Annotated in this window: 24 protein-coding genes; 9 read left to right on the top strand and 15 right to left on the bottom strand. The window is 68.5% G+C overall.

The features are described from left to right. The first annotated feature begins 104 nt into the window (after positions 1 to 104). A complete protein-coding gene (locus K4G53_RS14420) occupies positions 105 to 1,541 on the top strand; it encodes a PucR family transcriptional regulator (RefSeq protein ID WP_221386365.1) in 1,437 nt (478 codons plus the stop codon). A 19-nt stretch (positions 1,542 to 1,560) separates the two neighbouring features. Here the strand turns inward: K4G53_RS14420 and K4G53_RS14415 are convergent, their stop codons facing one another. Next, positions 1,561 to 3,174, bottom strand: coding sequence for a CYTH and CHAD domain-containing protein (locus K4G53_RS14415; protein WP_221386364.1), 1,614 nt, complete (start codon positions 3,172 to 3,174; stop codon positions 1,561 to 1,563). Positions 3,175 to 3,315: 141 nt separating this feature from the next. Between K4G53_RS14415 and K4G53_RS14410 the strand changes: the two genes are divergently transcribed. From K4G53_RS14410 to K4G53_RS14400, 3 genes are all read left to right on the top strand, one after another. Then, the gene (locus K4G53_RS14410; RefSeq protein ID WP_221386363.1) at positions 3,316 to 4,578 is read left to right on the top strand and encodes a CynX/NimT family MFS transporter; all 1,263 of its coding nucleotides are present in this window, start codon (positions 3,316 to 3,318) and stop codon (positions 4,576 to 4,578) included. After that, entirely contained in the window at positions 4,579 to 5,259 is a 681-nt protein-coding gene (locus K4G53_RS14405) for a FadR/GntR family transcriptional regulator (protein ID WP_221386362.1), read from the top strand. It begins immediately after the preceding gene. 117 nt (positions 5,260 to 5,376) lie between these two features. After that, the gene (locus K4G53_RS14400; RefSeq protein ID WP_260323610.1) at positions 5,377 to 6,627 is read left to right on the top strand and encodes an AI-2E family transporter; all 1,251 of its coding nucleotides are present in this window, start codon (positions 5,377 to 5,379) and stop codon (positions 6,625 to 6,627) included. Positions 6,628 to 6,718: 91 nt separating this feature from the next. Here the strand turns inward: K4G53_RS14400 and K4G53_RS14395 are convergent, their stop codons facing one another. Then, a complete protein-coding gene (locus K4G53_RS14395; RefSeq protein WP_221386361.1) occupies positions 6,719 to 7,258 on the bottom strand; it encodes a hypothetical protein in 540 nt (179 codons plus the stop codon). A gap of 155 nt (positions 7,259 to 7,413) precedes the next feature. Between K4G53_RS14395 and K4G53_RS14390 the strand changes: the two genes are divergently transcribed. The 3 genes from K4G53_RS14390 to K4G53_RS21350 are packed head-to-tail and all read left to right on the top strand — an operon-like array spanning position 7,414 to position 9,772. Beyond that, positions 7,414 to 7,704 (top strand): hypothetical protein, encoded by a 291-nt coding sequence (locus K4G53_RS14390; protein WP_221386360.1) that lies wholly within the window; start codon positions 7,414 to 7,416, stop codon positions 7,702 to 7,704. Between the two features lie 3 nt (positions 7,705 to 7,707). Next, positions 7,708 to 8,538: a DUF1206 domain-containing protein gene (locus K4G53_RS14385; RefSeq protein ID WP_221386359.1), complete on the top strand. Its 831-nt coding sequence runs from the start codon at positions 7,708 to 7,710 to the stop codon at positions 8,536 to 8,538. Between the two features lie 28 nt (positions 8,539 to 8,566). Then, positions 8,567 to 9,772: an SRPBCC family protein gene (locus K4G53_RS21350; protein WP_260323609.1), complete on the top strand. Its 1,206-nt coding sequence runs from the start codon at positions 8,567 to 8,569 to the stop codon at positions 9,770 to 9,772. 68 nt (positions 9,773 to 9,840) lie between these two features. On the opposite strand, the gene K4G53_RS14375 is transcribed toward K4G53_RS21350, so the two are convergent. From K4G53_RS14375 to K4G53_RS14315, 13 genes are all read right to left on the bottom strand, one after another. Next, positions 9,841 to 11,307, bottom strand: coding sequence for an FAD-dependent oxidoreductase (locus K4G53_RS14375; RefSeq protein WP_221386358.1), 1,467 nt, complete (start codon positions 11,305 to 11,307; stop codon positions 9,841 to 9,843). Positions 11,308 to 11,405: 98 nt separating this feature from the next. Then, entirely contained in the window at positions 11,406 to 12,671 is a 1,266-nt protein-coding gene (cobA, locus tag K4G53_RS14370; protein WP_221386357.1) for a uroporphyrinogen-III C-methyltransferase, read from the bottom strand. A 74-nt stretch (positions 12,672 to 12,745) separates the two neighbouring features. Next, positions 12,746 to 12,922 carry a hypothetical protein gene (locus tag K4G53_RS14365; RefSeq protein ID WP_221386982.1) on the bottom strand — a complete coding sequence of 59 codons (177 nt, stop codon included), beginning with the start codon at positions 12,920 to 12,922 and terminating at the stop codon, positions 12,746 to 12,748. 136 nt (positions 12,923 to 13,058) lie between these two features. Continuing rightward, complete coding sequence (locus K4G53_RS14360) at positions 13,059 to 14,030, bottom strand: ABC transporter permease (protein WP_221386356.1); 972 nt, start codon at positions 14,028 to 14,030, stop codon at positions 13,059 to 13,061. Then, the gene (locus K4G53_RS14355) at positions 14,020 to 14,745 is read right to left on the bottom strand and encodes an ABC transporter ATP-binding protein (RefSeq protein WP_221386355.1); all 726 of its coding nucleotides are present in this window, start codon (positions 14,743 to 14,745) and stop codon (positions 14,020 to 14,022) included. The genes K4G53_RS14360 and K4G53_RS14355 overlap by 11 nt, the downstream gene beginning before the upstream one ends. Positions 14,746 to 14,772: 27 nt before the next feature. After that, positions 14,773 to 15,903, bottom strand: coding sequence for an ABC transporter substrate-binding protein (locus tag K4G53_RS14350; RefSeq protein WP_221386932.1), 1,131 nt, complete (start codon positions 15,901 to 15,903; stop codon positions 14,773 to 14,775). Between the two features lie 130 nt (positions 15,904 to 16,033). After that, positions 16,034 to 17,200, bottom strand: a complete 1,167-nt coding sequence (locus tag K4G53_RS14345; protein ID WP_221386354.1) for an RtcB family protein — start codon at positions 17,198 to 17,200, stop codon at positions 16,034 to 16,036. A gap of 102 nt (positions 17,201 to 17,302) precedes the next feature. Next, complete coding sequence (locus tag K4G53_RS14340) at positions 17,303 to 18,076, bottom strand: hypothetical protein (protein ID WP_221386353.1); 774 nt, start codon at positions 18,074 to 18,076, stop codon at positions 17,303 to 17,305. A gap of 212 nt (positions 18,077 to 18,288) precedes the next feature. Continuing rightward, the gene (locus tag K4G53_RS14335) at positions 18,289 to 19,704 is read right to left on the bottom strand and encodes a sulfate adenylyltransferase subunit 1 (RefSeq protein WP_221386352.1); all 1,416 of its coding nucleotides are present in this window, start codon (positions 19,702 to 19,704) and stop codon (positions 18,289 to 18,291) included. Continuing rightward, entirely contained in the window at positions 19,704 to 20,648 is a 945-nt protein-coding gene (cysD, locus tag K4G53_RS14330) for a sulfate adenylyltransferase subunit CysD (protein ID WP_221386351.1), read from the bottom strand. Before cysD ends, K4G53_RS14335 begins: the two co-directional genes overlap by 1 nt. Further along, a complete protein-coding gene (locus tag K4G53_RS14325) occupies positions 20,645 to 21,373 on the bottom strand; it encodes a phosphoadenylyl-sulfate reductase (RefSeq protein WP_221386350.1) in 729 nt (242 codons plus the stop codon). The genes cysD and K4G53_RS14325 overlap by 4 nt, the downstream gene beginning before the upstream one ends. Then, the gene (locus K4G53_RS14320) at positions 21,373 to 23,118 is read right to left on the bottom strand and encodes a nitrite/sulfite reductase (protein WP_221386349.1); all 1,746 of its coding nucleotides are present in this window, start codon (positions 23,116 to 23,118) and stop codon (positions 21,373 to 21,375) included. The genes K4G53_RS14325 and K4G53_RS14320 overlap by 1 nt, the downstream gene beginning before the upstream one ends. A 54-nt stretch (positions 23,119 to 23,172) precedes the next feature. After that, positions 23,173 to 24,042, bottom strand: coding sequence for a sirohydrochlorin chelatase (locus K4G53_RS14315; RefSeq protein WP_221386348.1), 870 nt, complete (start codon positions 24,040 to 24,042; stop codon positions 23,173 to 23,175). Positions 24,043 to 24,103: 61 nt separating this feature from the next. Between K4G53_RS14315 and K4G53_RS14310 the strand changes: the two genes are divergently transcribed. Further along, the gene (locus K4G53_RS14310) at positions 24,104 to 24,757 is read left to right on the top strand and encodes a trimeric intracellular cation channel family protein (RefSeq protein WP_221386347.1); all 654 of its coding nucleotides are present in this window, start codon (positions 24,104 to 24,106) and stop codon (positions 24,755 to 24,757) included. Between the two features lie 51 nt (positions 24,758 to 24,808). Next, positions 24,809 to 25,237, top strand: coding sequence for an SMI1/KNR4 family protein (locus tag K4G53_RS14305; RefSeq protein WP_221386346.1), 429 nt, complete (start codon positions 24,809 to 24,811; stop codon positions 25,235 to 25,237). Positions 25,238 to 25,247: the final 10 nt, after the last annotated feature.

Below are 25,247 nucleotides of genomic sequence, written 5' to 3'. Positions count from 1 at the left end.
CTGCCTCGAGCCTATGCCAGCACCAGGCCCCGGTGAATAGCCACCTGCACACCCTTGTCGACGGGCTTTAGTGCGCTTGCCCAGCAGCCGTTTATTCTTTCCTTATGGCCATTTCCCTTGCCGCCCTGGTGGGCGTCACCTCTCTGCACCTGTCCAAGGCAGGCATCGCGGAGACCACCTGGCACCAGGACATCAACTGGGTTGCGGTGACCGAACTGGAGGATCCGCAGCGGTTCCTCAATGGCGGCGAACTGGTCCTCACCACCGGCCTGCGGCTCCGTTCGGCCCCCGAGCAGCGGCGGTTCGTCCGGCAGGTGCAGCGGGCCGGCGCGGTAGGCATCGGCTTCGGGGTGGGGCTCTCGCATGAGGCCGTGCCGCCGGCGCTGCTGGCAGAGGCGAACCGCTGGGGCCTGCCGGTGGTGGAGGTCCCCTACGAAACCCCGTTCATCGCCATCACCAAGCTGGTGGCGGACGCCCAGTCGGCGGACCACTACGCCAAGCTGGAGCGGCTGATCGCCGGCCACCAGGTGCTGGCCCGGGCCCTCCTGACCGGCGGCGGCCTGGCCGAGCTGCTGAAGAACCTGGGCGGCATGCTGCGCACTGATGTCGCGCTGACCCAGTTCACGGCGCAGCTGTACAACAGCAGCAAAGCCAGCCCGTCCGCGGACTCCTGGTCCAGCTACCCCGTCCCCACGGGCCGGCGTGACGCCTGCACCCTGTGGATCCGGCAGCCCTTCGAGGACACGGGCATCATCGGCTACGCCCAGAACCTGATCAGCGTGGAACTGAACAACATGGTCAAGCAGCGCCAGGCCCAGCGCGCCCTGTGCGGGCAGGTGCTTGAGGACGTGATCCACGGGGCGCTGGAGACGAGCGAGGCACAGCGCCGCCTGGCGGGCGTGGGCGTGAACAGCACCCGCAAGAACGTGGTGCTGCTGGCGGTGTCGGCGGCGCACGGCAAGGCACTGGGCAGCACCTCGGTCCCGCAGGAACTTGAGAAGGCAGTGGCCGCGGTCGTGGGCAAGGACCTGGTGCTGGTGGTCAACGACGACGGCGGGGCGGCACCTGCGCTGGCACGCAAGCTCAGCGACCACCTGGCTGAGGCGGGCATCCACGCCACGATCGGCATCGGCGGTGCGTACACCAAGCCGAACGGGCTGCGCTGGAGCTACTTCGAGGCGCGGGACGCCGCCAGCCACGGCCTGCCGGTCAACGAGCCGGAGCGGCTGAGCCTGACGTCGCTGCTGCTCGCCAGCGAGGATGTGCCGCTGGCTGACATGGCGCACGAGTCCCTGAATCCCCTGCGGAACTTCGATGCGGCGCACGGCGCAGAACTGATGACCACCCTCGAGAGCTACCTGAACAACAACGGCTCAGTGGCGGCCGTGGCGGAGGAACTCACGCTGCACCGGAACACCGTGCGGTACCGGCTGGCGCAGATCACCGAACTGACCGGGTACGACCCCTCGGTCACCGCGGACCGGGTGCAGCTCTGGCTGGCGCTGGCGGTGGCCCGGCTGTCCGCGCGGCAGGGCAAGTAGGCGCCGGCGACGGCAGGGCTCAGAGGACCCCGCTGCGCAGCAGGCCGCGGGACTTCTTCCGGGCCTTCCGGTACTTGGCCTGCGCCGACAGCATCCGCTCCTCCTGCCGGTCGAGCAGGCCCGCGTACACCGCTGCGGTGGCCGGTTCAGCATGCTCCGCGGCGATGTCGGCCAGCAGGGTGCGGGCCACCACGGCGTCCTGGAAGCCGCCCAGGATCTTCTGCTGCCGGCGCGCCGCCTTGGCCACCTTGCCGGCGCGCTTGCCCCGGATCAGGGCTGCGGTCTCCGCCACGTGGCGCAGCCGCTTGGCGTCTTTGCGGACCTGGTGCAGGGCACGTTCCTGGTCTGCGCCGCGCCGGGCATCCCGGGCGGCTTTCTGCGAGCGCCGGAGCCGCTTGGCGGACTTGTCCACCGCTTTCGCCGCCGCGCGCTGGCCGGACTTCACGGCATCGGCGCGCACCGGCGGGTTGTCGCGGAAGTCCTCCAGCTTGTCCAGGAGCCGAAAGTAGCGCCCCGACCCCAGCGCGTCCTGAAGGAGGCGGTAGGCGGCATCGAAATCCTCACCGGTGCGCCGCTCCACCCGCTCCGCGGCAGCGGCGGCGCCCTCCCCCGGCGGCAGCCCGCCCAGCTGGCCGCGGAGATCCTCACGCAGGACATGGGCGTCGCGGGGTTCACCGAGGACCCTGCCCAGCCACTGCAGCTCGTCGCGCAGCCGCCGTACCGGGGAGGCGCGGTATAGCTTGGCATACGCTGCCAGGACCGAGCGGATGCGCCGGGCGGCGGAGCGCATGTTGTGGACGGCTTCGGCGTCCTCCAGCCGGGCGCCGGCGTCATTGGCCAGGATTTCGTCCAGCTGCGCCGCCACATAAACGGTGACGACGGCGGCGGCCGGGGCGCGCTTTCCGGCAAGGAGCGGACGGCTGCTTTCGGCGCCGGCGTCCGCGGGACCTTCGGCGGCGCGCTTCCTCGACGCCTTGCCGCCGCCGAGGGCGCGGGCCAGCTTGGAGGCGTGGGCGGCAGGCCGGGCCCCGGCGGCCATGAGCAGTTCCTCCACGGGCGCGAAGAGGCCGGGCTCCCCGTGCACCAGCTCCAGCTCCCATTCGCGCCACTGCTGCCGGCGGTCCTCGCCGGGGCCTGCATTGCGTTGCCCGTCCGGGCGGTTTCCGCCGTCAAGGCGCTCGGCGGTGACCTCGTCGTCAGCAAGGTCGGCGAGGTGCACGCCGTCGTCGCCGTAGAGCGGATGGGTGGTACGGCGGGTCTCCAACCGGACCACCGGAGCCGGGACCGCGCCGCGCAGGTAGGCCTGCAGGTAGGTGAGCAGGCTGTCCGGCACGACGTCGGGCCGGCCCAGGGGTGCGTGCAGTTCCCTCCGCTGGGGCACTTCATCGGGGGCGGCAGCAAGCGGAGGCAGCAACAGGCGCCACCCGGCGTCCTTGCCGCCGGTCCTCCGCCGCAGCGTAATGCGCCGGGCCGCCAAGGTGTGCCGGTCGGTGTCAAAGTACACCGCTTCCAGGACGTCGGTGTGCGGCTTGCCCACCCGCGCCACGCCGGGCGCGTGCTCCAGCGCCGGCACCGTGGCGCCTGCATCGACGTCGTACTTCTTCTCGATCTCCAGTCCCTCGGAAGCCTCCACAGCCACCCTTCCACACGTCGGCATGGTCCGGACCACGCCTTCCGCCGGCCCCTTGGCAGTCTATTCCCCGGGCCCGGCAGGCCGGGAGAGCTTGGCCACAAAACCTCAAACATCAAACGTCTAACCTTTAGGCTGGAGGGTATGTCCGCCACTCCGCCCTCCCCCGCTTCCGCCCCGAGCAGCCCTGCAGCGGCGCCGCCGGCGTCCCCTGCTCCCGCAACACCGCGGACCAAGCCGCGCTCCGCCGTCGTCTTCGGCGTCATCGCACTGGTGCTGATCGGGCTGAACCTGCGCGCGGGCATCACGGGCGCCTCGGCATTGCTGCACGACCTCCAGGCCGTGCTGGGCTACGGCGCCCTGGTGGCGGCCATCATCCCTTCCATCCCCACACTGTGCTTCGCCATGGCGGGGGCCACCACGTCCTGGCTGACCGGCAGGGTCGGCGTCGAAAAGGCCATCCTCCTGGCACTGGCCATGCTGGCCGGCGGGCTCCTGCTCCGCGCCATCCCGTCCACCGGGATGCTGGTCGCGGGCAGCGTGGTGGGCATGTCCGGCCTGGCGGTCTGCAACGTGGCCATGCCGTCCTTCATCCGGGAACACTTCGCCGCCCGCACATCCCTCATGACGGCGGTCTACACGGTGACCATGACCACCGGCGGCACGCTCACGTCTGTGGCCGTAGTGCCCCTGGCCCAGGCGCTCGGCTCCCCGTCGGCAGCTGTCGGCGCCGTGGGCATCGCCGCCGTGGCCGCCTTCCTCGGGTTCCTTCCGGTCGCGCTGCACGCCCACCGCAGCACCGTGCGGACCACGGCCCGGCACGTCTCCCCCTGGCCGCTGCTGCGTACCCGCAAAGGCCTGCTCCTGACCGCCATCTTCACCCTGCAGGCACTGCTCGCCTACGCGTTGTTGAGCTGGTTCCCGTACATGCTCACCACCATGGGCCTGAGCGCCTCGGAGAGCGGGCTGATGTTTGGCGTGATGCAGCTGGTGTCCGTGCCGGCCGGCATGGTGCTGATTGCCATCGGGTCCCGGCCACGGATGCTGCGCCCCGCGTTCTACCTGGTCAGCATCACCATGCTGGCAGGCATTGCCGCCTTGCTCCTCCTGCCCACGGGCCTGGCTGTCATCCCTGCCATCCTGATGGGGTTCGGCCTGGGCATTTTCCCGCTGGTGATGGTAATGATCAGCCGCAGCGGAACGAGCACCGCCGAAACCACCGCCCTCTCCACGCTGGCACAGTCCACCGGCTATCTCCTGGCAACGGCAGGCCCCTTCGGGATGGGCCTGCTGCACAGTGCCACCGGCGGATGGGCCCTCCCCCTGGTCCTGCTGCTGGGCCTGGCCGCTGTGCAGATCGTGGTGGCGCACCTGCTCACCGGCCGCACGTTTACAGGAGGCAAGTAGATGTCCCTGAGTCCCTCCGTGCGCCCGCCGCTTGCCGACGAAGTCACCGCCAAGTTGCGGGAGATGGTCCATTCGGGCGAGTGGGCGCTGAACCAGCGCATTCCGTCCGAGCCCGAGCTTATGGCCCGGCTGGGAGTGTCCCGCGGCACGCTGCGCGAATCGGTCAAGGCCCTGGCCCACGGCGGCATGCTGGAGGTCCGCCGCGGCGACGGGACGTACGTGCGCGCCACCAGCGAGATGTCCGGCGCTGCCCGCAGGATGTACCAGGACCACACCGAGCAGCACATCCTCGAGGTCCGGCTGGGGCTGGACACCCAGGCCGCCCGGCTGGCCGCCCGGCACGCAACCGACGACGACGTCACAGCCCTGCGCGCGCTCCTCGCCACCCGGGACCAGGCCTGGAAAAACGGGGACTTCGAAGCCTGGGCGGAAGCAGACTGGGGTTTCCACGTGCGCGTGGCCCAGGCGTCCGCCAACCCGCTGCTGCACGAGCTCTACGCCAGCTTCGGCACCGTGTTCCACCAGGACCTCCTGGCACAGCATCGCCGCCCGGGCTTCAACGGGCTCCCCCGGGAAGGGCATGAAGCGCTGCTCGAGGCCATCGGCCAACGGGACGAGGACGCCGCGGTTGCCACCGTGAACCGGAACCTCAACTCCTGCGCGGAGTGGCTCGCGGAATAGCCCCTGCGCGGACGGCGGTTACATCCTCCGAAACCAGTCAGTAGGCTTACTATCTGACCGGGATATCCGTGGCCGCCCGCAACGCGGGCAGGCACCGCCGATGATTGAGGAGTTTCCATGTCGAGACCAGCACGCACCTCCCCACCAGAGCGGGCCGGCTGGCCCGAACCGGCGCAGCCCTCCGATGCGGAGCCGGCGGCAAACCCGGCCGGCGTGGAGCCGGCGGCAAGCCCGCCCGCCGCGGAGGCCGCCACACCGGGCGCGAAGGCAGCCAGGCCACCGGCGGCGCTCTGGTCTGACGGCCTGGGCAGGGTGGGCACGCGCGCAGCCCAGGTCCTGCTGATCCTGACGGTCGCCGCCGTATCCGTCTTCGCCCTGATGCAGGTCAAGCTCCTGGTCATCCCGCTCCTGATCGCGCTGATCCTGGCGGCAGCCATCGGCCCGTTCGTCAACATGCTCCGCCGCCGCGGGCTGCCCGGCGGGGTGGCCACCGGGATCGCCTTCGTAGCCTTGCTGGCGATCCTGGCAGGCGTCTCCACCGTGATCTACTTCTCGGTGCGGAACCAGTGGGGCGAGTTGGCGGCACAGGCATCGTCCGGCCTCGACGAGCTGGAGAAGTTCCTGCTGACCGGGCCCATCCCCCTTGAGCAGGGCCAGCTCGACCAGGCACGCGAAGCCGTGGTGCAGTTCGCCACCAGCAGCCAAGTGCGCTCCGGCGCCGTCACCGGATTATCCGTCGTGACCGAGTTCATCGCCGGGGCCAGCCTCATGGTGGTGATCCTGTTCTTCTTCCTCAAGGACGGCGCCAAGATCTGGAACTTCTTCCTCCGCCCCTTCTCCGGACAGCGTGAGGCAAAGCTGCGCCGGGCAGGCCGCCGCACCCTTGAGGTCCTGGGCGGCTACGTGCGCGGCACCGCGATCGTGGCACTGGTGGACACCGTCGCCATCGGCGCTGCACTGCTGATCATGCAGGTCCCGTTGGCCATTCCGCTCGCCATCGTTGTTTTCATTACCGCGTTCATCCCGCTCGTGGGCGCGACCATAGCCGGCATCCTCGCGGCCCTGGTGGCGCTGGTGGCGAACGGGCCGGTGGTTGCGTTGATCGTGGTTGCCGTCGTCGTCGCCGTCAACCAGCTGGAGGGCGACCTGCTGCAGCCGATCGTCATGGGCAAGTCACTGCAACTGCACGCCCTGGTGATCCTGATGGCACTGACCGCCGGCACGATCCTGGCGGGGATCGTCGGGGCAGTGCTGTCCGTGCCGCTGGCAGCCGTGGCGTGGGCCATCATCCAGGTGTGGACGGCGGAAGATCCCAACCTTAAGGACATGAACCCGGACCTGCCGCCCGCCAACACCCGGCCCGTCTGACCCCAGCGAGCCACGCACGAACGACGGTCCGGCACCTGGGTGCCGGACCGTCGTCGTACGCCTTACATTGCCGTTGGACGGCTATTGACTGCTAGTCGCCGCGCAGGCCCGCGAACACGTTCTTGGGACGCTGCATCTCCCCGTGCTTGGCTCCAAGGATGATCACCAGTGCGGCGAATCCCGGGATAGCCCACTGCAGCATCTTGAGCTGCTGCTGGGCGGCCTTCAGTTCGTCCGAGGCTGCAGCGTGCGGCTCGGTGGCACCCTCTGCGCCCTCGCCCGAAAGCTTCTCCACCTTCTTGCCCAGGATGCCGGAGTAGAGGGTCACCGCGGCGCCCACCACCGTCACCGCCGTCTTGATGACGGTGTCCCGCGCCACGCCTTCCTGCTTGGCGATGCGGCCCTTGTTCTCCCAGGCGATGGCGAGGTCCGCCACCAGGTGGGAGGCGAATGCCGCCGTCTGGAACGGAGCCCACTTCATCCAGCCGGCGCTGGAAAGCCGCGTGCGCTCGGCGGGGTCCTTGGCCTGAGCTGCTGCCCCGTTCAATCCAATGGCGCCCATCAGGGATCCGCCGAACCATGCCGCCGCCGTGAGGTCGTGAACCGAACGGGCGATGAGATTTCCTGCCATGATGTGCATTCCTAACGTTGTGAACTGTTCCGGGTGCCGCTCGTGCGGGCTTCACTTGCCGTGTCCCATCAAGGTATGGTGCGCCCATGGTAAGCACACTTACTAATGTTAAGAAAGCCCGTCTTGAACGGGACCGACCGCGTAATATCGTCGCCATGGGAATGACAGGGACATTGTTCGGCTGGGCCTTCGGGGACCCGGCCCGTGAAGACGACGGAAACTACGTGGAAGGCCTGCAGCGCGAGGCGTTCGGGAACGCCAGCCAAACAGCGAAGGCGAAGGGTGTGGGCGTGGTGGCGGGCTCCGAGGTGTTCACTGTCCTCAGCGGGGACGACTCCCTGGTGGAACTGGACAACGCACCGGGCCGACTGGTGGTCCGCTGCACCGTGCATGTCGAGGGACCCGGCGCCGAGAAGCTGCGGGCCGAAGGGCCCATGAACGGCTGACCCTTGTCCGACGGCGAATCCATGCTCAGCCAGGCGGCCGATGCCGTCGAGGAGGCATCCAACCACAAGGTCCTGGACGTCCTGGCCCGTTTGGGCTTCGCCGTCATGGCCCTGCTGCACGTGATCGTCGGAGCCATAGCCGTTGCCATCGCCTTCGGCCAGCCCGGCCAGGCCGACGCCACCGGGGCCATCGGACAACTGGCAGCCAACCCGTGGGGCCCCGCCGTCATGTGGGCGTGCGTTGCGGCGTGCACCGGGCTGTCGCTGTGGCAGGCCAGCGAAGCCACCCTCCGCATGCGCGGCGAACCGCGCAAGGAACGCGTGGCCAAACTGATTTCCTCGGGGTTCCTGGCCATCGCCTATGGCAGCGTGGGGCTCAGCTTTGCCGGGTTCGCGGTCGGGTTGCGTGGGGACTCCGGGGCCAGCACGCGCGACTTCAGCGCCGCGCTGATGGGCCACCCGCTGGGACTGTGGCTACTCGTGGCGGTGGGGCTCACCATCATCGGGATCGGCGTCTACTTCGTGGTCAAGGGAGTCACCCGCGGCTTCAAGAAGGAGGAGCTTTTCCACTTCAACGGAACGAGGCGCGGCAGAATCATCGACAGCCTGGGCGTGGTGGGGCACGCCGCCAAAGGCATCGCGCTGGGCCTCACCGGACTGCTGTTCATCATCGCCGCCGCGAAGCACAGCCCTGAGGAATCCACCGGCCTGGACGGCAGCCTCAAGGCCCTTCGCGACCACCCTTTGGGTCCGTACCTGCTGGTGGCTATCGGCGCGGGCTTCATCGCGTACGGGATCTTCGCCCTGATCCGGGCCAGGTTCGGACGCATGTAGCCGTGGCGATTATGGGTAGGGAGAAAGTATGACCCAGCACCTGAGCGACGCCCCCGCCGCCACCGGCGCCGCCGGCCACGCCTTCGCCTCCCTGTTCCGGCTCCTGAAGCTTGCCCGGCCGGACCGGCCCATCCATCCCCATGGGCTGGGCCTCACCGGCGAACTCACCCGGACCGGCAGCGCGGCAGCACCCAGCGGGATCGACTGGCTGGACTCCGCTGGCAAGGACCAGGTGGAGGCACGGTACTCCCGCTCCCTGGGGCTGCCGGAGACGCTGCCCGACATCCTGGGGCTGGCCCTCCGGGTCACCCCTTCCGCCCCGGCCAACGCGAGCACGGCGGATGTCCTCTTCGCATCCACCGGCTGGCAGCTGCCGGGGCGGTTCCTGCTGCAGCCGAGGCTCGACGTTGCCGGTGCCACCATGACCACCCTCATGCCGTACCGTGGCCGGAAGGGCCCCGTGCTGCTGGGCCTGCGCATGCGGAGCCTTCCGCCGGGCCCGCTGGCGTCCGGGGACTGGGTGCTCGGACTGTACTGGGCCACCCCGGCCGGGCCCTGGCAGGAGTGCGGAGAGCTGCGGTTGCGTGCCGGCGCCGACGCGGCGGACAGTGCCCTGTGTTTCGATCCGCTCGGGAACCAGCCGCCCGGGGCGCAGGCCTACGGGTGGACCCGGCGCCTGCGGAAGCCGTCCTACCGCGCGGCCCAGCGGCCCGCACCTCCCGCCGTCGTACACCGCCCGGGTGTGCACGCGCACCCGGGCCAGGAAAGCACCACCGCAACCGGAAGGAACACCATGTCCACCGTTTCGCAGCAGTTCAACTCCCCGCCGGCCGACGTCTGGCGCGTCATCGCCGACGGCTGGCTGTATTCCGGCTGGGTGGTGGGCGCCTCCCGGATCCGCGACGTGGACGCCGAATGGCCGCAGGTGGGCGCCCGCCTGCACCACTCCGTGGGTGCCTGGCCGCTGGTGATCGACGACAGCACGAAGGTGACCGCCGTCCAGCCGGGCCGCTCGCTGGAACTTGTCGCCCGCGGTTGGCCGATGGGCGAGGCCAAGGTGGACATCACCGTTGAGGAACTCGGCGATGGCTGCAAAGTCACCATCGCCGAGGACGCCATCCGCGGGCCGGGGAAGCTGGTGCCCAAGTTCCTCCGCGACCCCCTGATCTCGGCGCGAAACCGGGAGACCCTCCGCAGGCTGGAACTGATGGCTGTCGGCGGCGCGGGAAAATAGCCAGGCAGGGTTAAAAGCAGGAACCGCGGAACCCAAGGCTCCGCGGTTCCCCGCTCGTGATGGGGCTGCTAGACCTGCGCGGCCACGCCGTCGCGGGAGATGTCCACCATGTCCTCGCGCGGCACCACCTTGATGCGTTCACGCTTGACGTCGACACCGTGCGAACCGCCGGCCTCGGTGGCTGCTGCGCCGAGCGCGAGCTCGTGGGCGTCCAGCGCCAGCCAGCCTTCCCAGCTGGTGAACTTCACGCCACGGGCATCGAGGAGCTCGACGACGGCGTCCTCTGCGGGTGCCTCGGCAACCGGCAGGTTTTCGCGGTCCTCCAGCAGGTAGGTCACGGTCTCGAGGGCGTCGCCCTTGGTGTGGCCGATGAGGCCGATGGGTCCGCGCTTGATCCAGCCGGTGGCGTAGATACCCGGCACGTGGGTGCCTGAGGCGTCCAGGACGCGGCCGCCGTCGTTCGGGATGACGCCCTTCTTGTGGTCGAACTCGACGTCGGGCAGGGCGGAGCCGAAGTACCCGATGGCGCGGTAGACGGCCTGGACCGGGTAGTCCACGAACTCACCGGTGCCGCGGGCGTTGCCGGAGCCGTCCAGCTCGGTGCGCTCGAACTTGATGCCTGCCACCTTGCCGGGGGTCTCGGCGTCGTCGTAAATCTCCACCGGGCTATGCAGGAAGTGCAGGTGCAGGCGGCGGGAGGCCTTCAGCTCGGAGAGGTCCTCGGGCTGCTCGGCAATCCAGTTGGTGAGCGTGCCCACCATGGTCTTGGTCTGGTTGTTGGTCTGGATCTGGCGGTCAGATTCCTCGTCGAACTCGAAGTCCTCCGGGTACAGGACAATGTCCACGTCGTGGGAGTGGGACAGCTCGCGCAGTTCCAGCGGGGTGAACTTGACCTGGGCCGGGCCGCGGCGGCCGAAGACGTGCACGTCGGTGACGGGGGAAGCCTTCAGCCCGGCGTAGACGTTCTCCGGGATTTCGGTGGTGAGCAGGTCGTCGGCGTGCTTGGACAGGACACGGGCCACGTCCAGGGCCACGTTGCCGTTGCCGATGACGGCGATCTCCTTGGCCTCGAGCGGCCATTCGCGCGGGACGTCCGGGTGGCCGTCGTACCAGGAGACGAAGTCGGCGCCGCCGAAGGAGCCTTCCAGCTCGATGCCGGGAATGTTCAGGTCCGCGTCCTTGATGGCGCCCGTGGCGAAGATGACGGCGTCGTAGTGGGTGCGGAGGTCCTCGATGGTGAGGTCCGTGCCGTAGTCCACGTTGCCGAAGAAGCGGATGTCGCCGCGGTCCAGGACCTTGTGCAGGGCGTTGACGATGCCCTTGATGCGCGGGTGGTCCGGGGCCACGCCATAGCGGATCAGGCCGTAGGGTGCCGGGTAGCGGTCAAAGAGGTCGATGCTGACGGTCAGCTCGCCGCTCTTGACGGCTTCGCTCTTGGTGAGGATGTCAGCGGCGTAAACGCCGGCCGGGCCGGAGCCCACGACGGCGACGCGGAGCGGACGTTCGGCAGAACCTACGGTGGTGCTTGATGACACGGCTGTGTTCCTTTTGTTCGTTCCTTCCCAACCAGGTAGCGCTAAGTGTCGTGATGAGGGATCAAAACGACACTTCGCTCTGCCTGGTTGGGTGGGGGCTAGGTTGTGAGGACTCGGGGCTTGCGGGGGCTGTTCGGGGTGGTGGTGCTGTAGTCAGCGGTTTTGAAGTGCGACGGCGCGAACGGGCTCACGCGCACCACGTCACCGATGACAATCACGGCCGGGTTCGCCACACCGGCGGCGTCGGCCTGGTCTGCGATGGATCCGAGCGTGCCGATGGTGACGCGCTGGTTCGGCAGATAGCCGTTCTCCACGATACCAACTGGAGTGTTTTCCGGCAGGCCGGCTTCGCCCAGCGCGGACGCGGATTCCCGCAGCTGGCCCACGCCCATCAGCAGGACGATGGTGTGGTCCGGGCGGGCCGGAACCTCGGACAGTTCCTCGTGGCCGGTCACCACGCTGAAGCCCTTGGCCAGGCCGCGGTGCGTCACGGGAATGCCGGCAGCGGCGGGAACGGAAATCGCGGACGTGACGCCCGAAACCACTTCAACCTCGACGCCGTGCTGGCGGCAGTATTCGGCTTCCTCGCCGCCGCGGCCCAGGACGTAGGGGTCGCCGCCTTTGAGCCGGACCACGCGGTGGCCGCTCTGGGCTTCCTCCACCAGGATGCGGTTGATCTCCGCCTGCGGCACGGGGTGGTGGCCGGGGGTTTTGCCCACTTCGATGACGCGGACGTCGGGGGCGAGTTCGTTCAGGAGTTCGCGGGGGCCGAGCCGGTCGGCAACGACGACGTCGGCCTGGCCCAGGAGCCGGCGGCCTTTGACCGTGATGAGGCCCGTGTCGCCGGGGCCGCCGCCCACGAGCGCCACGCTCCCCTGGTGTGCGCGGCGGCGGCGCAGCGGGAGGTCGCCGGTTTCCAGGGCGGTGGCCACCGCGTCACGGAGGGCCATCGCACGGCGCGGGTCTCCCCCGGCGTTGATGGCGATCTTGACGTCGTCCACCACAGCGACGGCGGGGGTCCAGGCGGCAGAGGCTTCATGGTCGGAGGCGTTGACGCACCAAACGCGCTGCGCCTCGGCGTCGGCCGACACTCGGGCGTCCACCTCCGAATCGCCGGTGGCGGTCTGGACGAGCCAGACGCCGTCGACATCCTTCGAATCATACGGCCGCGCTGCCCAGGTGAGCAGGCCGGCGTCGGCCATTTCCCGGAGCGCGGGCGAGGCAACCGGGGCCACGACGGTGACCACGGCACCAGCGTCGAGCAGCCCCTTGGCACGGCGGGCAGCAACGGGGCCGCCGCCCACCACCAGCACGGGGCGGCCGAGCAGCCGCAGCGCCGTGGGGTAAATATCCTGAATTGCCATGGATCAACGGTAGGGCCGCGTCACAATCGCCTACAAAGGCCGAGCAACACCAGTTCACGCAAGGTAACGCTGCGTCACAAAGTATTCCCAGGCGCGCCACCGGCAAGGAACCGTCCCCGGGCAGCAATCAGCCGCTCAAGGTACCGGGCCAGGAATAACCGCTCGACGGCGACCCCCAGGGCTCCCAGCGGTGCGGCGAACTCCACGCGGTCCGTCCCTGCCGTCGTGGGGCACATTGGCGGGGAATCCATGGGCAGGAGGCTCTTTCCCCGGCGTGTCCGTGTCAAAGTGCCCCACTTTGGTTGCCACGCACCCAGGAAACAGCAGAAAGCCCGACGGCGGGAGGTCGCCGTCGGGCTTTCTGCTTTAAGTGTGGAGCGCGCTGGGTCAGCGGGTGCTGCCGGCCAGGAGCCCGCGGCGGCGCAGGAGCCGCTTCTCGATGGGGCCGAAGACCAGCAGCTCGATCAGGATGCCGACGGCGAGGATCAGCAGGATCGCCGCCATCACCACGGCCATGTCCGAGAGCTGGCGGCCCTGGTCCAGCAGGGAGCCCAGGCCGAAGCCGATGGTGCCGCCAACCGCAATGATTTCCGCGGCCATCAGGGAGCGCCAGGAGAACGCCCAACCCTGTTTGAGGCCGCCCAGGTAGCCGGGCAGTGCGGCGGGAAGGATGACCTGCAGCGCCATCTGGAGCCGTGAGGCGCCCAGGACGGTGCCCACGCGGCGATACTGCGGCGGGATCTGGTCCACACCCGAAATCAGGCCGTTGATGATGGAGGGGATGGCGCCCATGAACACCACAAAGTAGACGGTGGCGTCGGTGAGGCCGAACCAGATGATAGCCGCCGGCACCCACGCCACGGACGGCAGCACCTGCAGGCCGGAGATCAGCGGACCGAAAGCGCGGCGCAACGGAGCGACCTGTGCCAGCAGCAGGCCCACGGGGGTGGCGATGGCCACACTGATCACGAACCCGACGATGCCGCGCTGCAGCGACGTCCACACGGATTCCTGCACCTTGCCCTCGCCCCAGAGAACCCCCATCTGGTTCAGCACGTCCAGGGGCCCGGGCACCTGGTCGCGGCGCTTGAGGCCCAGGGAGACGTAGAACTGCCAGATCAGCACCAGGACCACCAGGGCCGCGATTGGCAAGAGGATGCGGGTCCAGTCGATGCGGTGCTTGCGGACGGTGTCGGACTGCAGCGAGTCGAGCCCGGATTCGAGCTCCCGCAGGTCCTCGTTGCCGGTGGAGGTCCGGGTCAGGGCGGCATGGACATGCTCGCGGGGTTCGGCGGACCCGGTTTCGACAGACTCGGCCACCGGCTTCTCCTCGACAACGGGGGTGGGGTTACTTGGCATGGCGGCGAATCTCCTCCCGCAGCCGGGCGGTGATGACCCCGGTCAGCTGGCCGGCGAGCCCGGCGTCGGTTCGGTGTTCCTCGGTGACGGCCCATTCCTGGACCACGCGGCCGGGCCGGGAGGACAGCAGCAGCACGCGCTGGCCCAGCCGGACGGCTTCGCGGACGTTGTGGGTGACGAAGACGATGGTGCGTCCGGTTTCCTTCCAGATGCGCTCCAGCTCGTCATGCAGCAGGTCACGGGTGATGGCGTCCAGGGCGGCGAACGGCTCGTCCATGAGCAGCAGCTGCCGGTCCTGCGCCAGGGAACGGGCCAGGGACACGCGCTGGCGCATGCCGCCGGAGAGCTCGTGCGGGCGCTTGTCCCCCGCCGCGCCCAGGTGCACCAATTCCAGGAGCTCCTGGGCTTTGGCGCGGCGTTCGGCCTTGCCCACACCGCGCAGCTTCAGGGCCAGTTCGATGTTCTCGCGGGCCGTGAGCCAGGGGAAGAGTGCGGCGTCCTGGAACATGAAGGCGGCACCGTCGCTGGGCACTTCCAGCGCGCCCGACGTCGGCGCTTCCAGTCCCGCGATGATGTTCAGGAGGGTGGACTTGCCGCAGCCGGAGGCACCGAGGAGGGCGACGAACTCGCCCCGTCCGATGTTGGCGTTGACGTCGTCCAGTACCGGGGCGCCGTCGCCGAAGCGCTTGCCCAGGTGTTCCAGTACGACTGGCATGGTGCCGTCCTTAGGTAGAGGGTGGGGTCAGTCCTGGCCGAGGCCGGCTGCGGAAATCTTGTCCTGGAAGCCGGTGACCTGGTTGAGCGCGCGGAGGTCGAAGAGGCCGTTGAGATCGGCCTTTTTGGTGGTTCCTGCCTCCACGCCGTCCTGCAGCAGCTTGGGGTAGCTTCCCGCCAGGGGGTCCAAGGTGAAGGTGATGTTGGCCAGCGCCCGGTTGAGGACATCGGCGGGCAGTGCCGCGCCGGCGGACTCCTGGAGTGCGGCGTTGATGACGCCGGCCTTCTCATCCGCGGGGGCCGAGTTGAGCCAAGCCACGGACTCGGCGTTGCCCTTCAGCAGGGCCTTGACGGTGTCCGGGTGGTCCGCGGCGAACTTCTGGTTCACGATCAGGATGGTGGTGGGGAACTCGCCGGGCTTGCCGGTTCCGGCACCGTCCCAGAGGTCCTTTTCGTCCACCAGCACCTTGGCTCCGGCCTGGAGCACCAGCCGTGATGCCCACGGTTCAGGCAGCCACGCGCCGTCGAGCTTTCCATCCTGGAACAGCTTGAGGGTCTGGGCGTTGTCGGTGGGGTTGATCGCCACATCGCCGCTGCCGTCGACGCTGGTCTTGTAGCCCTGGGAGGCCAGCCACGCGCGGAGGGCGACGTCCTGGGTGCCGCCAAGCTGGGGGGAGGCGAGGGTCTTGCCCTTGAGGTCTGATGCCGAGGTGAGGCCGGGCTTGACCACCAGCTGCGCACCGCCGGCAGCCGCTCCCGCGATGACGCGGACGGACTGTCCCTGGCTCTTGGCGAAGGAGTTGATGGCCGGGTTGGGGCCGATGTAGGCGGCGTCGATGGCGCCGGCGTTGAGCGCCTCGATGGCGGCCGGGCCGGCGTTGAACGTCTCGGTGCTGAGCTTGGTGCTGCCCAAGGCTTCGGCGAGGAAGCCCTTCTTCACGCCAACCAGCGCCGCGGCGTGCGTGACGTTGCCGAAATAGCCCAGCTTCAGTTCCGCTGCGGGGGTGGGTTCCGCGGCCTGCGCCTCAGTGTTGCGCGAGATATTAGAGGCCACAATGGCGCCGACGGCGATCAGCAGGACAAGCCCGATGGCCAGGGCGGCTTCGATGGCACGCTTGCGCTTGGGAACCGCGCTTTCGCCTGCCACGATGCGGGTCATCCCGGGCTTGGAACTAGTCATTGTTTCACCATAGGGAGTGGCCCAAACCCGTTCAACGAAGCGGAAACGGGGGGTCACGCACGTTCATCTGGCGTCACATTTGGCCGTATGCCTGGTGGGATATGAGGGCTCAGTCGCCTTTCACGTTGACCAGCTGCCGCAGCTTGTGCCGCACCGCCACGAGGTCCGCCGCGTCCTGCATGACCTGGTCGATCGGCTTGTAGGCGGCCGGAATTTCGTCGATGAAGGCCTCGGACGCCCGGAACTCGATGCCGCGCATGGCCCGCTTCAGTTCCTCCAGCGTGAACGTTTTCCGCGCGGCGTTCCGGGAGTATTCGCGCCCGGCGCCATGCGGGGAAGAGTGCAGCGAAGCCTCGTTGCCGAGCCCAACAACAACGTACGACGCCGTCCCCATGGACCCGGGGATCAGTCCGGGATCGCCGTGGCCGGCTTTGATGGCCCCCTTGCGGGACACCCAGACTTTCTTGCCGTAGTGCGTCTCCTGCTCCGTGAAGTTGTGGTGGCAGTTGATCCGTTCCAGTTCCCGGACGGAGCCGCCCACCCAGCGCGAGAACTGCTCGGTGACCCGGTCCACCATCTCCTCGCGGTTCAGCAGCGCAAAGTGCTGGGCCCACCGCAGCTCGGCGATGTAGCGGTCGAACTGCGGCGTTCCCTCGTCCAGATAGGCAAGGTCCGGATGCGGCAGGTGTACCTGGTGCTTGCGGCCAACGTGCTGGGCGACCCCGATGTGGTGCTGGGCGATCTTGTTCCCCACGCCCCGCGAGCCCGAATGCAGGAAGAGCCAGACGCCGTCGTGCTCGTCTGCGGAGACTTCGATGAAGTGGTTTCCCGACCCCAGGGACCCCAACTGCAGCTCCCATTTGGCCACGTACTGTGACGGGTCGAAGCCAGCCTTCGCGGCCAGCCGTCTCAGCTCCGCGACCCGCGGCTCCGCGGTGGCCATGATCTGCTTGTTGTTGTGCCCCGCAGACAGCGGGATGACGCGCTCGATATCCTCGCGGAGGCGTTTACGGTCCTTCGGCAGGTCCTTCACCGAATACTGGGTCCGCACGGCGATCATGCCGCAGCCGATATCCACGCCCACGGCTGCCGGGATAATGGCCCGGAGCGTGGGGATCACCGAACCCACGGTGGCACCCTTGCCCAGGTGCGCGTCCGGCATCAGGGCCAGGTGCGGGTAGATGAACGGCAGGCCCGCCGTCATCACCGCCTGCTCGCGGGTCTTGCCGTCAAGGATCGATGCCCAGTTGAGGAGCTTCGGGCTGATGATTTCCATGGCTTTGCCTCCTCGGACAACCATACGAGGAGGCAAGACGTGGCGGCGCAGGCCGGAGGACCAAGGCCGGAAAGCTAAGGCCGGTGGATCTCCGGCGGGAACCTACGGGGTGCGGGGCACGCGGTGGCGCACCGCCCGGACGGTGGGCTGTGCCTCCAGCAGGTGGCGCACGTTGAACCAGCTGAACGCGGCGAGCCCAAAGTAGAGGGTCAGCTCCAGCACTTCGCCATATTCGGAGATGACGAACGTAGGCTCCGGCCAGATCAGCAGGCGGAAGAGCCGGTACGCTGCGGCCAGCAGGAACGCCGGCACCAGGCAGAGAGGCGGGACGAGCAGGCGCTTGGACGCCACACTCTTCCACCGCTCCCCCAGCCACGCCGCTACCAGCGGGGCACAGGCGCCGTAGAGGCTTGCCACGAGCATGGCCGCCGGGACGAACTCCTGCACGCCCCGGATGTTGTGCAGGTTGGTCTCGTCCTGGCGGTTGATGGCTTCCAGGGATGCGGGGGTTTGCCAGCCGAAGATGCGCTGGCCCCAGGAGATCTCCTCGCCCGCCAGGAACACGACGCCGACGGTGATTACCGCATACAGCACCGCCATCCCCTTCTGCCCCCTCCGGTACAGCCTGAAGGCGAGGAAGCCCAGGAAAACGATGGCGGCCACCAGGCAGGCAAACTGGAGCCATTCGATCGGGTGGTCCTCGTCCACCAGCCAGAGATAGAACTCCTTGAAGGGGACCGTGGCCGCGACGGCAACGGCGAGGATCAACGGTAGCAGCGCGAGGAGCTTCGCCTGGCGCCGGGGAATTCCCCAGGCTTGGGAATCACGCCTGAAAGCATCAGCCGCCCGCGTGGACCACCGCTGGACCGTTTCCATCCCGCCTCCTGAGAACCTGCCAAGGCGTTCAGGCCCGGGCATCGACAAAGCAATGCCTGAGCTTCCCACGCGGGTTACAAGCCACGGAACATCCCGGGCGAACCTTTGTGGTTAACGTGCGGGATGCCGCAGAAACGCCAAATCGCCGGAACCCTGCCGGGAAGCCGTAACGATACGGCGGCCCTGCAGGGTTCCGGCGATCCGGGGGAAAACTAGATGCTGTAGCGCTCGTCCTCGTGGTCGCCCGGGTGGTCCTTGACCAGCCCGGCGGCCAGCGTGTTGCCGTCCAGCGGGTCGATCACCAGGAACGCGCCGGTGCGGCGGTGGTGCAGGTAGTTCTCCAGCGGCAGCGGCGCGGCGAGGCGGAGCTGCGCGTGGCCGATGTCGTTCAGCTCCAGGTTGGAGGCGCCCTCCAGCTTGAAGGTGGACAGGTCCAGCTTGCCGGACACGCTGCGGACCATCGCCTGGACGGTGCGGGTGCCGTGCTTGACCAAGACCTTCTGGCCCTCGCGCAGCGGCTTCGGGGACAGCCAGCACAGGGCCGCGTACAGGTCGGCGGAGGCTTCGCGGACGGTGCCGGCGGCGGCAATGGTGTCACCGCGGGCGACGTCGAACTCGTCAGCCAGGCGGATGGCCACCGACTGCGGGGCGGCAGCTTCCTCCAGCGAGGCGCCGGCGAAGTCGATGCCCACCACGGTGGTGGTGCGCGGGTCCTGGCCAGGCGTCAGCACGGAGACCTGGTCCCCCACTTTCACGGAGCCTTCAGTGATCTGGCCGGCGTACGCGCGGTAGTCGCGGTAGGCCTCAACATCCAGCCCGGCTGCGACGGCGTCCGGCGCCAGCGCGCCCTGCGGCCGGATGACCAGCTGCACCGGGAAGCGGAAGCTTTCCAGGTGGCTTTCGAGTTCGTCCGCGGCCGGGAGGGTCTCGAGGACCTCCAGCAGCGCGGGACCGGTGTACCAGGGGGTTCGCTCGGAGCGCTCCACCACGTTGTCGCCGTCCAGCGCCGACACGGGGACCACCAGCAGGTCGGAAATGCCGTCCGAGCCCAGGCCCAGCTCGCGGCCCACCTGCTGCACGTCGGCTTCGATCCCGCGGAACACGGACTCGCTGAAGTCCACCAGGTCGATCTTGTTCACGGCCACGATCACGTGCGCCACGCGCAGCAGCTGCAGCACGGACAGGTGCCGGCGGGTCTGCTCCAGGACACCCTTGCGGGCGTCAATGAGGACGACGACGGCATCCGCAGTGGACGCACCGGTCACCGTGTTCTTGGTGTACTGCACGTGCCCGGGGCAGTCGGCAAGGATGAAGCTGCGGCGGTCTGTGGCGAAGTAGCGGTAGGCCACGTCGATGGTGATGCCCTGTTCGCGCTCGGCACGCAGGCCGTCGGTGAGCAGGGCGAGGTCGATGCCACCCTTTTCCCCGCCGAAGCCGCGGTCGGCCGAGGTGCGGGCCACGGCATCGAGCTGGTCAGCCAGGATCGCTTTGGAATCGTGGAGGAGGCGGCCCACCAGGGTGGACTTGCCGTCGTCGACCGATCCCGCAGTGGCGAAGCGGAAGAGGGTGGTGGGCAGGGCTGCTTCCAGGCCACCGGCAGCGCCGGACACAACAGTTTCGGTGGTCATTAGAAATACCCGTCCTTCTTGCGGTCTTCCATGGCGGCCTCGGAGATGCGGTCATCTGCCCGGGTGGCGCCACGTTCGGTCAGGGTGGAGGCGGCGACTTCAACCACCACGTCGGACACCGTGAAGGCGTTCGACTCGACGGCACCGGTGCAGGACATGTCACCCACGGTGCGGTAGCGAACGGTCTTGGTGATGACTTCCTCATCGGGGCGCGGCTGGGAAACTTCACCAACGGCGCGCCACATGCCGTCGCGGGCGAAAACCTCGCGCTCGTGGGCGTAGTACAGGCCCGGCAGCTCGATGTTCTCGCGCTCGATGTAGCGCCAGATGTCCAGTTCGGTCCAGTTGCTGATGGGGAACGCGCGGACGTGCTGGCCCACGGTGTGGCGGCCGTTGTACAGGTTCCAGAGTTCGGGGCGCTGGTTGCGCGGATCCCACTGGCCGAATTCGTCGCGCAGGCTCAAGATGCGCTCCTTGGCGCGGGCCTTATCCTCGTCGCGGCGGCCGCCGCCGAAGACGGCGTCGAACTTGTTCTGCTGGATGGCGTCCAGCAGCGGGACGGTCTGCAGCGGGTTCCGGGTGCCGTCGGCGCGCTCGGCCAGCTCGCCGCGGTCGATGAACTCCTGCACGGAGCCGACCACGAGCTTCAGGCCCAGCCGCTCCACGGTGCGGTCGCGGAACTCGATGACCTCGGGGAAGTTGTGGCCGGTATCCACGTGCAGCACGGGGAACGGCACCTTGCCCGGCCAGAACGCTTTGGTGGCCAGGTGCAGCATCACAACCGAGTCCTTGCCGCCGGAGAACAGCAGCGCAGGCTTCTCGAACTCGGCAACAACCTCGCGGATGATATGGATCGCTTCGGATTCGAGGGTGTCCAGGCTGGACAGGCGCGTGGATACGGCGGCGTCAGTCACCTGGGTCTCCTCGGATAGGTAAGTGCTCATACGTGTAGTCCGCATTCTGTCTTGTCGGAACCTGCCCAGCGGCCGGCGCGGGGATCCTCGCCGGGTGCCACCTTGCGGGTGCAGGGCTGGCAGCCAATGGAGGGGTAGCCCTGGGAAAGGAGCGGGTTGACGGGCAGGAGGTTGTCGTCGGAGTACTGGACCAGCTGGTCGAACGTCCAGGCGGCCATCGGGTTGACCTTGACCAGGCCGTTCTTCTCGTCCCACGTGACCAGCGGCGTGTTGGTGCGGGTGGGGGCCTCGTCGCGGCGGACGCCGGTGAACCACAGCTCGTAGCCGGCCAGGGTGCGCTGCAGCGGGGCCACCTTGCGGAGGGCGCAGCACTGGGCGGCGTCGCGGGCGAAGAGGTCCTTGCCGAGGAGCCGGTCCTGCTGCTCCACGGTGTTCTCCGGGAGGACGTCCACCACGTTGACGCGGAGGTTCGCGGCCACCTCGTCACGCGTGGCGTAGGTTTCCGGGAAGTGGTAGCCGGTCTCCAGGAACAGGACGTCGACGCCGGGCATCTGGTCCGCGACCAGGGCCGGCAGGACGGCGTCGGCCATGGAGCACGCGACGGCGACGGCAGGCAGGTCGAAGTTGCGCTCCACCCAGGCGATCACGTCGCGCGCGGGTGCGTCCCAGCCGAGCTCGGCGGCGCCGGCTTCGGCCAGGGCCTTCAGCTCCTCCTTGGGGCGCTTGGCAGGTGCGGGTGCGAGATGCTTTGCCATTACTGCAGTGCCTCCTCGTCTGCTGCGTGGGCCCATTCGGCGAAGGTCTGGCCTTCGGCACGGTCGGCGACGAACCGGCGCACCACGCGTTCCACATAGTCGGGCAGGTCGTCGACGTACACCTTCAAGCCGCGCACGGTGCGGCCCAGGCCGGCTTCCTCGCGCTCGTTGTTGGCCAGCCCGCCGCCCAGGTGGACCTGGAAACCCGGGGAGGGGTCGCCGTCGGGCGTTGGCAGCATCATGCCCTTGAGGCCGATGTCCGCCGTCTGGATGCGGGCGCAGGAGTTGGGGCAGCCGTTGATGTGCAGCGACAGGGCCTGCGGCAGCTGGCCGGAGTCCGCGAGGTCGGCCAGGCGGCGTTCCAGCTCTGCAACCGCGCTGGCGGCGGTCATCTTGGTCTCGACGATGGCCAGCTTGCAGTACTCGATGCCGGTGCAGGCGATGGTCCCGCGGCGGAACACGGAGGGGCGGGCGGACAGGCCCAGGGCGTCAAGCTCGGCGATGAGCGGCTCCACGTGCTCCTTTTCGACATCCAGGACCACGATCTTCTGGTGCGGGGTGGTGCGCAGCCGGTAGGAGCCGCGGGCCTCGAGGGTGTCCGCGAGCTTGACCAGGGACGAGCCAGCCAGGCGGCCGGCCAGCGGGGTGGCGCCGATGAAGAACTTGCCGTCCTTCTGCTCGTGCACGCCCACGTGGTCACCGGGGGTGGCGGCCTTCGGGGCGGCCGGGCCGTCGGCCAGCTTGTAGCCGAGGTATTCGTCCTCCAGGACCTGGCGGAACTTCTCGGTCCCCCAGTCGGCCAGGAGGAACTTCAGGCGGGCCTTGGTGCGCATGCGGCGGTAGCCGTAGTCGCGGAAGATGCTGGTGACGCCGAGCCACACGTCGGCGGCCTGCTCCGGCTTCACAAAGGCGCCCAGGCGCTTGCCGAGCATCGGGTTGGTGGACAGCGCGCCGCCCACCCAGAGGTCGTAGCCGGCGCCGAATTCGGGGTGGCGGACACCCACGAAGGCGCAGTCGTTGATCTCGTGGACCACATCCTGGCTGGGGTGGCCGGTGATGGCGGTCTTGTACTTGCGGGGCAGGTTGGACACGATCGGGTTGCCGATGAAGCGTTCCGCCAGCTCCGCAATAAGCGGTGTGGGGTCGATGATCTCGTCCTTGGCGATGCCGGCCACGGGCGAGCCCAGGATGACGCGGGGAACGTCGCCGCACGCCTCGGTGGTGGACAGGCCAACGGCCTCCAGCCGGCGCCAGATCTCGGGGACGTTCTCCACCTCGATCCAGTGCAGCTGGATGTTCTGGCGGTCGGTGATGTCCGCGGAGTCCCGGGCAAAGTCCACCGAGATCTGGCCGATGACGCGCAGCTGCTCGGTGGTGAGGGCGCCGCCGTCGATCCTGACGCGGAGCATGAAGTACTTGTCCTCGAGCTCGTGCGGCTCAAGCGTTGCGGTCTTGCCGCCGTCGATCCCCTGCTTGCGCTGGGTGTACAGGCCCCACCAGCGGAAACGGCCGTGCAGGTCCTGGCCGGGGATGGCGTCGAAGCCCTCCTTGGCGTAAATCGTCTCGATACGCTCGCGCACGTTGAGGCCGTCGTCTTCCTGCTTCCAGGTTTCGTTGGCGTTCAGCGGCGTTTTTCCGTCAACCTTCCACTGCCCGTGCGGCTTTGCGGCAGGGCGGGACGGGCGGGCGGGGCGCTTGGGGGCAGCGGAGTCCGCGGACGCTCCGGCTAGAGCTGTATCAGTCATGCATCGACTGTAGGGCGCCCCCGAATTGCGTCACAAAGGCCCGGAAACGCGAAGTCACCTAGGGAAATATTTCGTCACGAAACGCCGGAGGGCCTTGAAGAAGCCACCCTGCTGTGCATCCGGGGACGGCTTTCCGGACGGCTCCGGACCGGCCGCTGCGGGGGCCGCCGCTTCGGCCGCCCGGGGCGTTTCATTCATCCTTGCGACGGCGGCGTCGTACCTGTCCAGCGCGATCTCCGCGAGCACCGGGGACGGCAGCAGGGGTTCGGTGACGACGTCGGCCCCGGCCTTGGCGAGCTGGTCGTGGAAGAAGCCCGGCGCAAGGAGGTATGAGGCAACCACCACCCGCCCGCCGACGTCGACCGCTCCCGCCGACTCCCCCGCGCCGGCACCCCCGGCGAGCTCCTCGCGAAGCATCGCGACGGCGTCGGGCACGGACGGCTGGGCCGAGGCACCGTAGGCGGCCACCATCCGGTTGGACCGCAGTTGCTGAAGCTGGCCCAGCAACTCCTCGACGCTGACGGCGGCATTGGGGTTGGACGAGCCTGCGGCCGCGAGCACGATCACGTCGTTATCGGTGGTCCCGGCCTCGCGCAGCCGCTGGTCCAGCAGTTTTGCCAGGCGCGGGTCCGGGCCCAGCGGCGCGGCCGCGGCACTGCCGGGACGGCTCTTCACCGCCCGGGCGATGTCCACCTTAACGTGGTAGCCCACGCTCAGCAGCAGCGGCACCACGACGGCGGCCTCCCCCTCGGGCAGGCCCGCCACCACGTCCACCAGATCGGGCTGCTGGACGTCCACGTAGGCTTCCCGGACGTCGAGGCCGGGGCGCAGTTCCGCGATGGCGGCGCGGAGGGCGTTGACCTCCGCCGCCCCTTGGATGTTGGACGTCCCATGGGCGCAGGCGATCATGATGGGGCTGTTCATAGGGGCTAGCGTAACGTTGGAGCCGCCCTGTCCGCCCTCTTTGAAAATGCCGGGACGCTCCATGACATTCGCCTTTGACAACTCCCCGGTGTGGCTGGATCTGCTGGGCGTGTTCTTCTTTGCGGTCTCGGGCTCGCTGCTGGCGGCGCGGAAGCAGATCGACATTGTCGGCTCCCTGCTGCTGGCTTCCCTGGTGGGGCTTGGCGGCGGCGTGATCCGCGACATCATCCTCGCCGTGGTCCCGGCGGCGTTCACCAATCCGGCATACCTTGCGCCGCCGGTGCTGGCCACGGTGCTGGTGTACTTCCTGTTCTCCAGCGTCCAGCGCTACACCTCCCTGCTGACCCTGTTCGACGCCGCGGGCCTGGCTTTGTTCTGCATGACCGGCACGCTCAAGGCACTGGCCACCGGCCTGAATCCGGTGGCGTCCGTGCTTTTGGGCGTGACGACGGCGGTGGGCGGGGGCCTGCTGCGCGACATTACCGCCAATGAGGTTCCGGAGTTGTTCAACCCGAAGGACATCTATGCCCTGCCGGCCTTTGTGGGCGCCTCGCTCACCGCAGTGCTGTGGGTGCTGGGGGTCTTCAACGTCCTGACCGCAGCCGCCATCGCGGCCCTGGTTTTCACGTTCCGCGTCCTGGCGTGGCGCCGCTCCTGGCAGGCCCCGCTGGCTGTCCGCGGATGGCACCGGCGGCCCAGCGACCCGGGGATGTGAGTGCATCCCGGGTGTCATTTTGGGTGGGCCCCGATTAGCTAGGATATGAACATGACTGACATGTTCCTCGAGAAGTTCAAAGCGCTTGTTCCGAAGTATCTCGAGGATGAATGGCAGGAAGAGGACGGGCTGACGCCCGAGGAACTCGACTCCGCGCTTGCCGAGCACCAGTTCCAGATTCCCCTGGTCCTCCGCGAGTTCTACCTGGCCCTGGGCGGCTGCGAGGACCTGATGGAGGCCTACCACTACTTCTGGGACCCCGAGGAACTCGAAGTCGATGACGAGGGCTTCCTGATGTTCCTCGAGGACGAAGAGGAAGCGTTTACGTGGGGCTTCCGCGTGGGTGACCTCAGCGTCCCGGACCCCATCGTGTACCGCCGCAACAATGCCCGCGGCCAGTGGAAGTCCGAAGAGGGCACCTTCTCCGAGTTCGTCTTCGACATGTTCGAGTGGGCCTTCGAGGAAGAAGCCGAGGAGTAGGACTTCCCTG

The organism is Arthrobacter sp. MAHUQ-56 (genome assembly GCF_019710585.1).
Taxonomy (GTDB): domain Bacteria; phylum Actinomycetota; class Actinomycetes; order Actinomycetales; family Micrococcaceae; genus Arthrobacter.
Note: the sequence above shows the minus strand (reverse complement) of the source record. Positions and strands in the feature narration are given on the sequence as shown.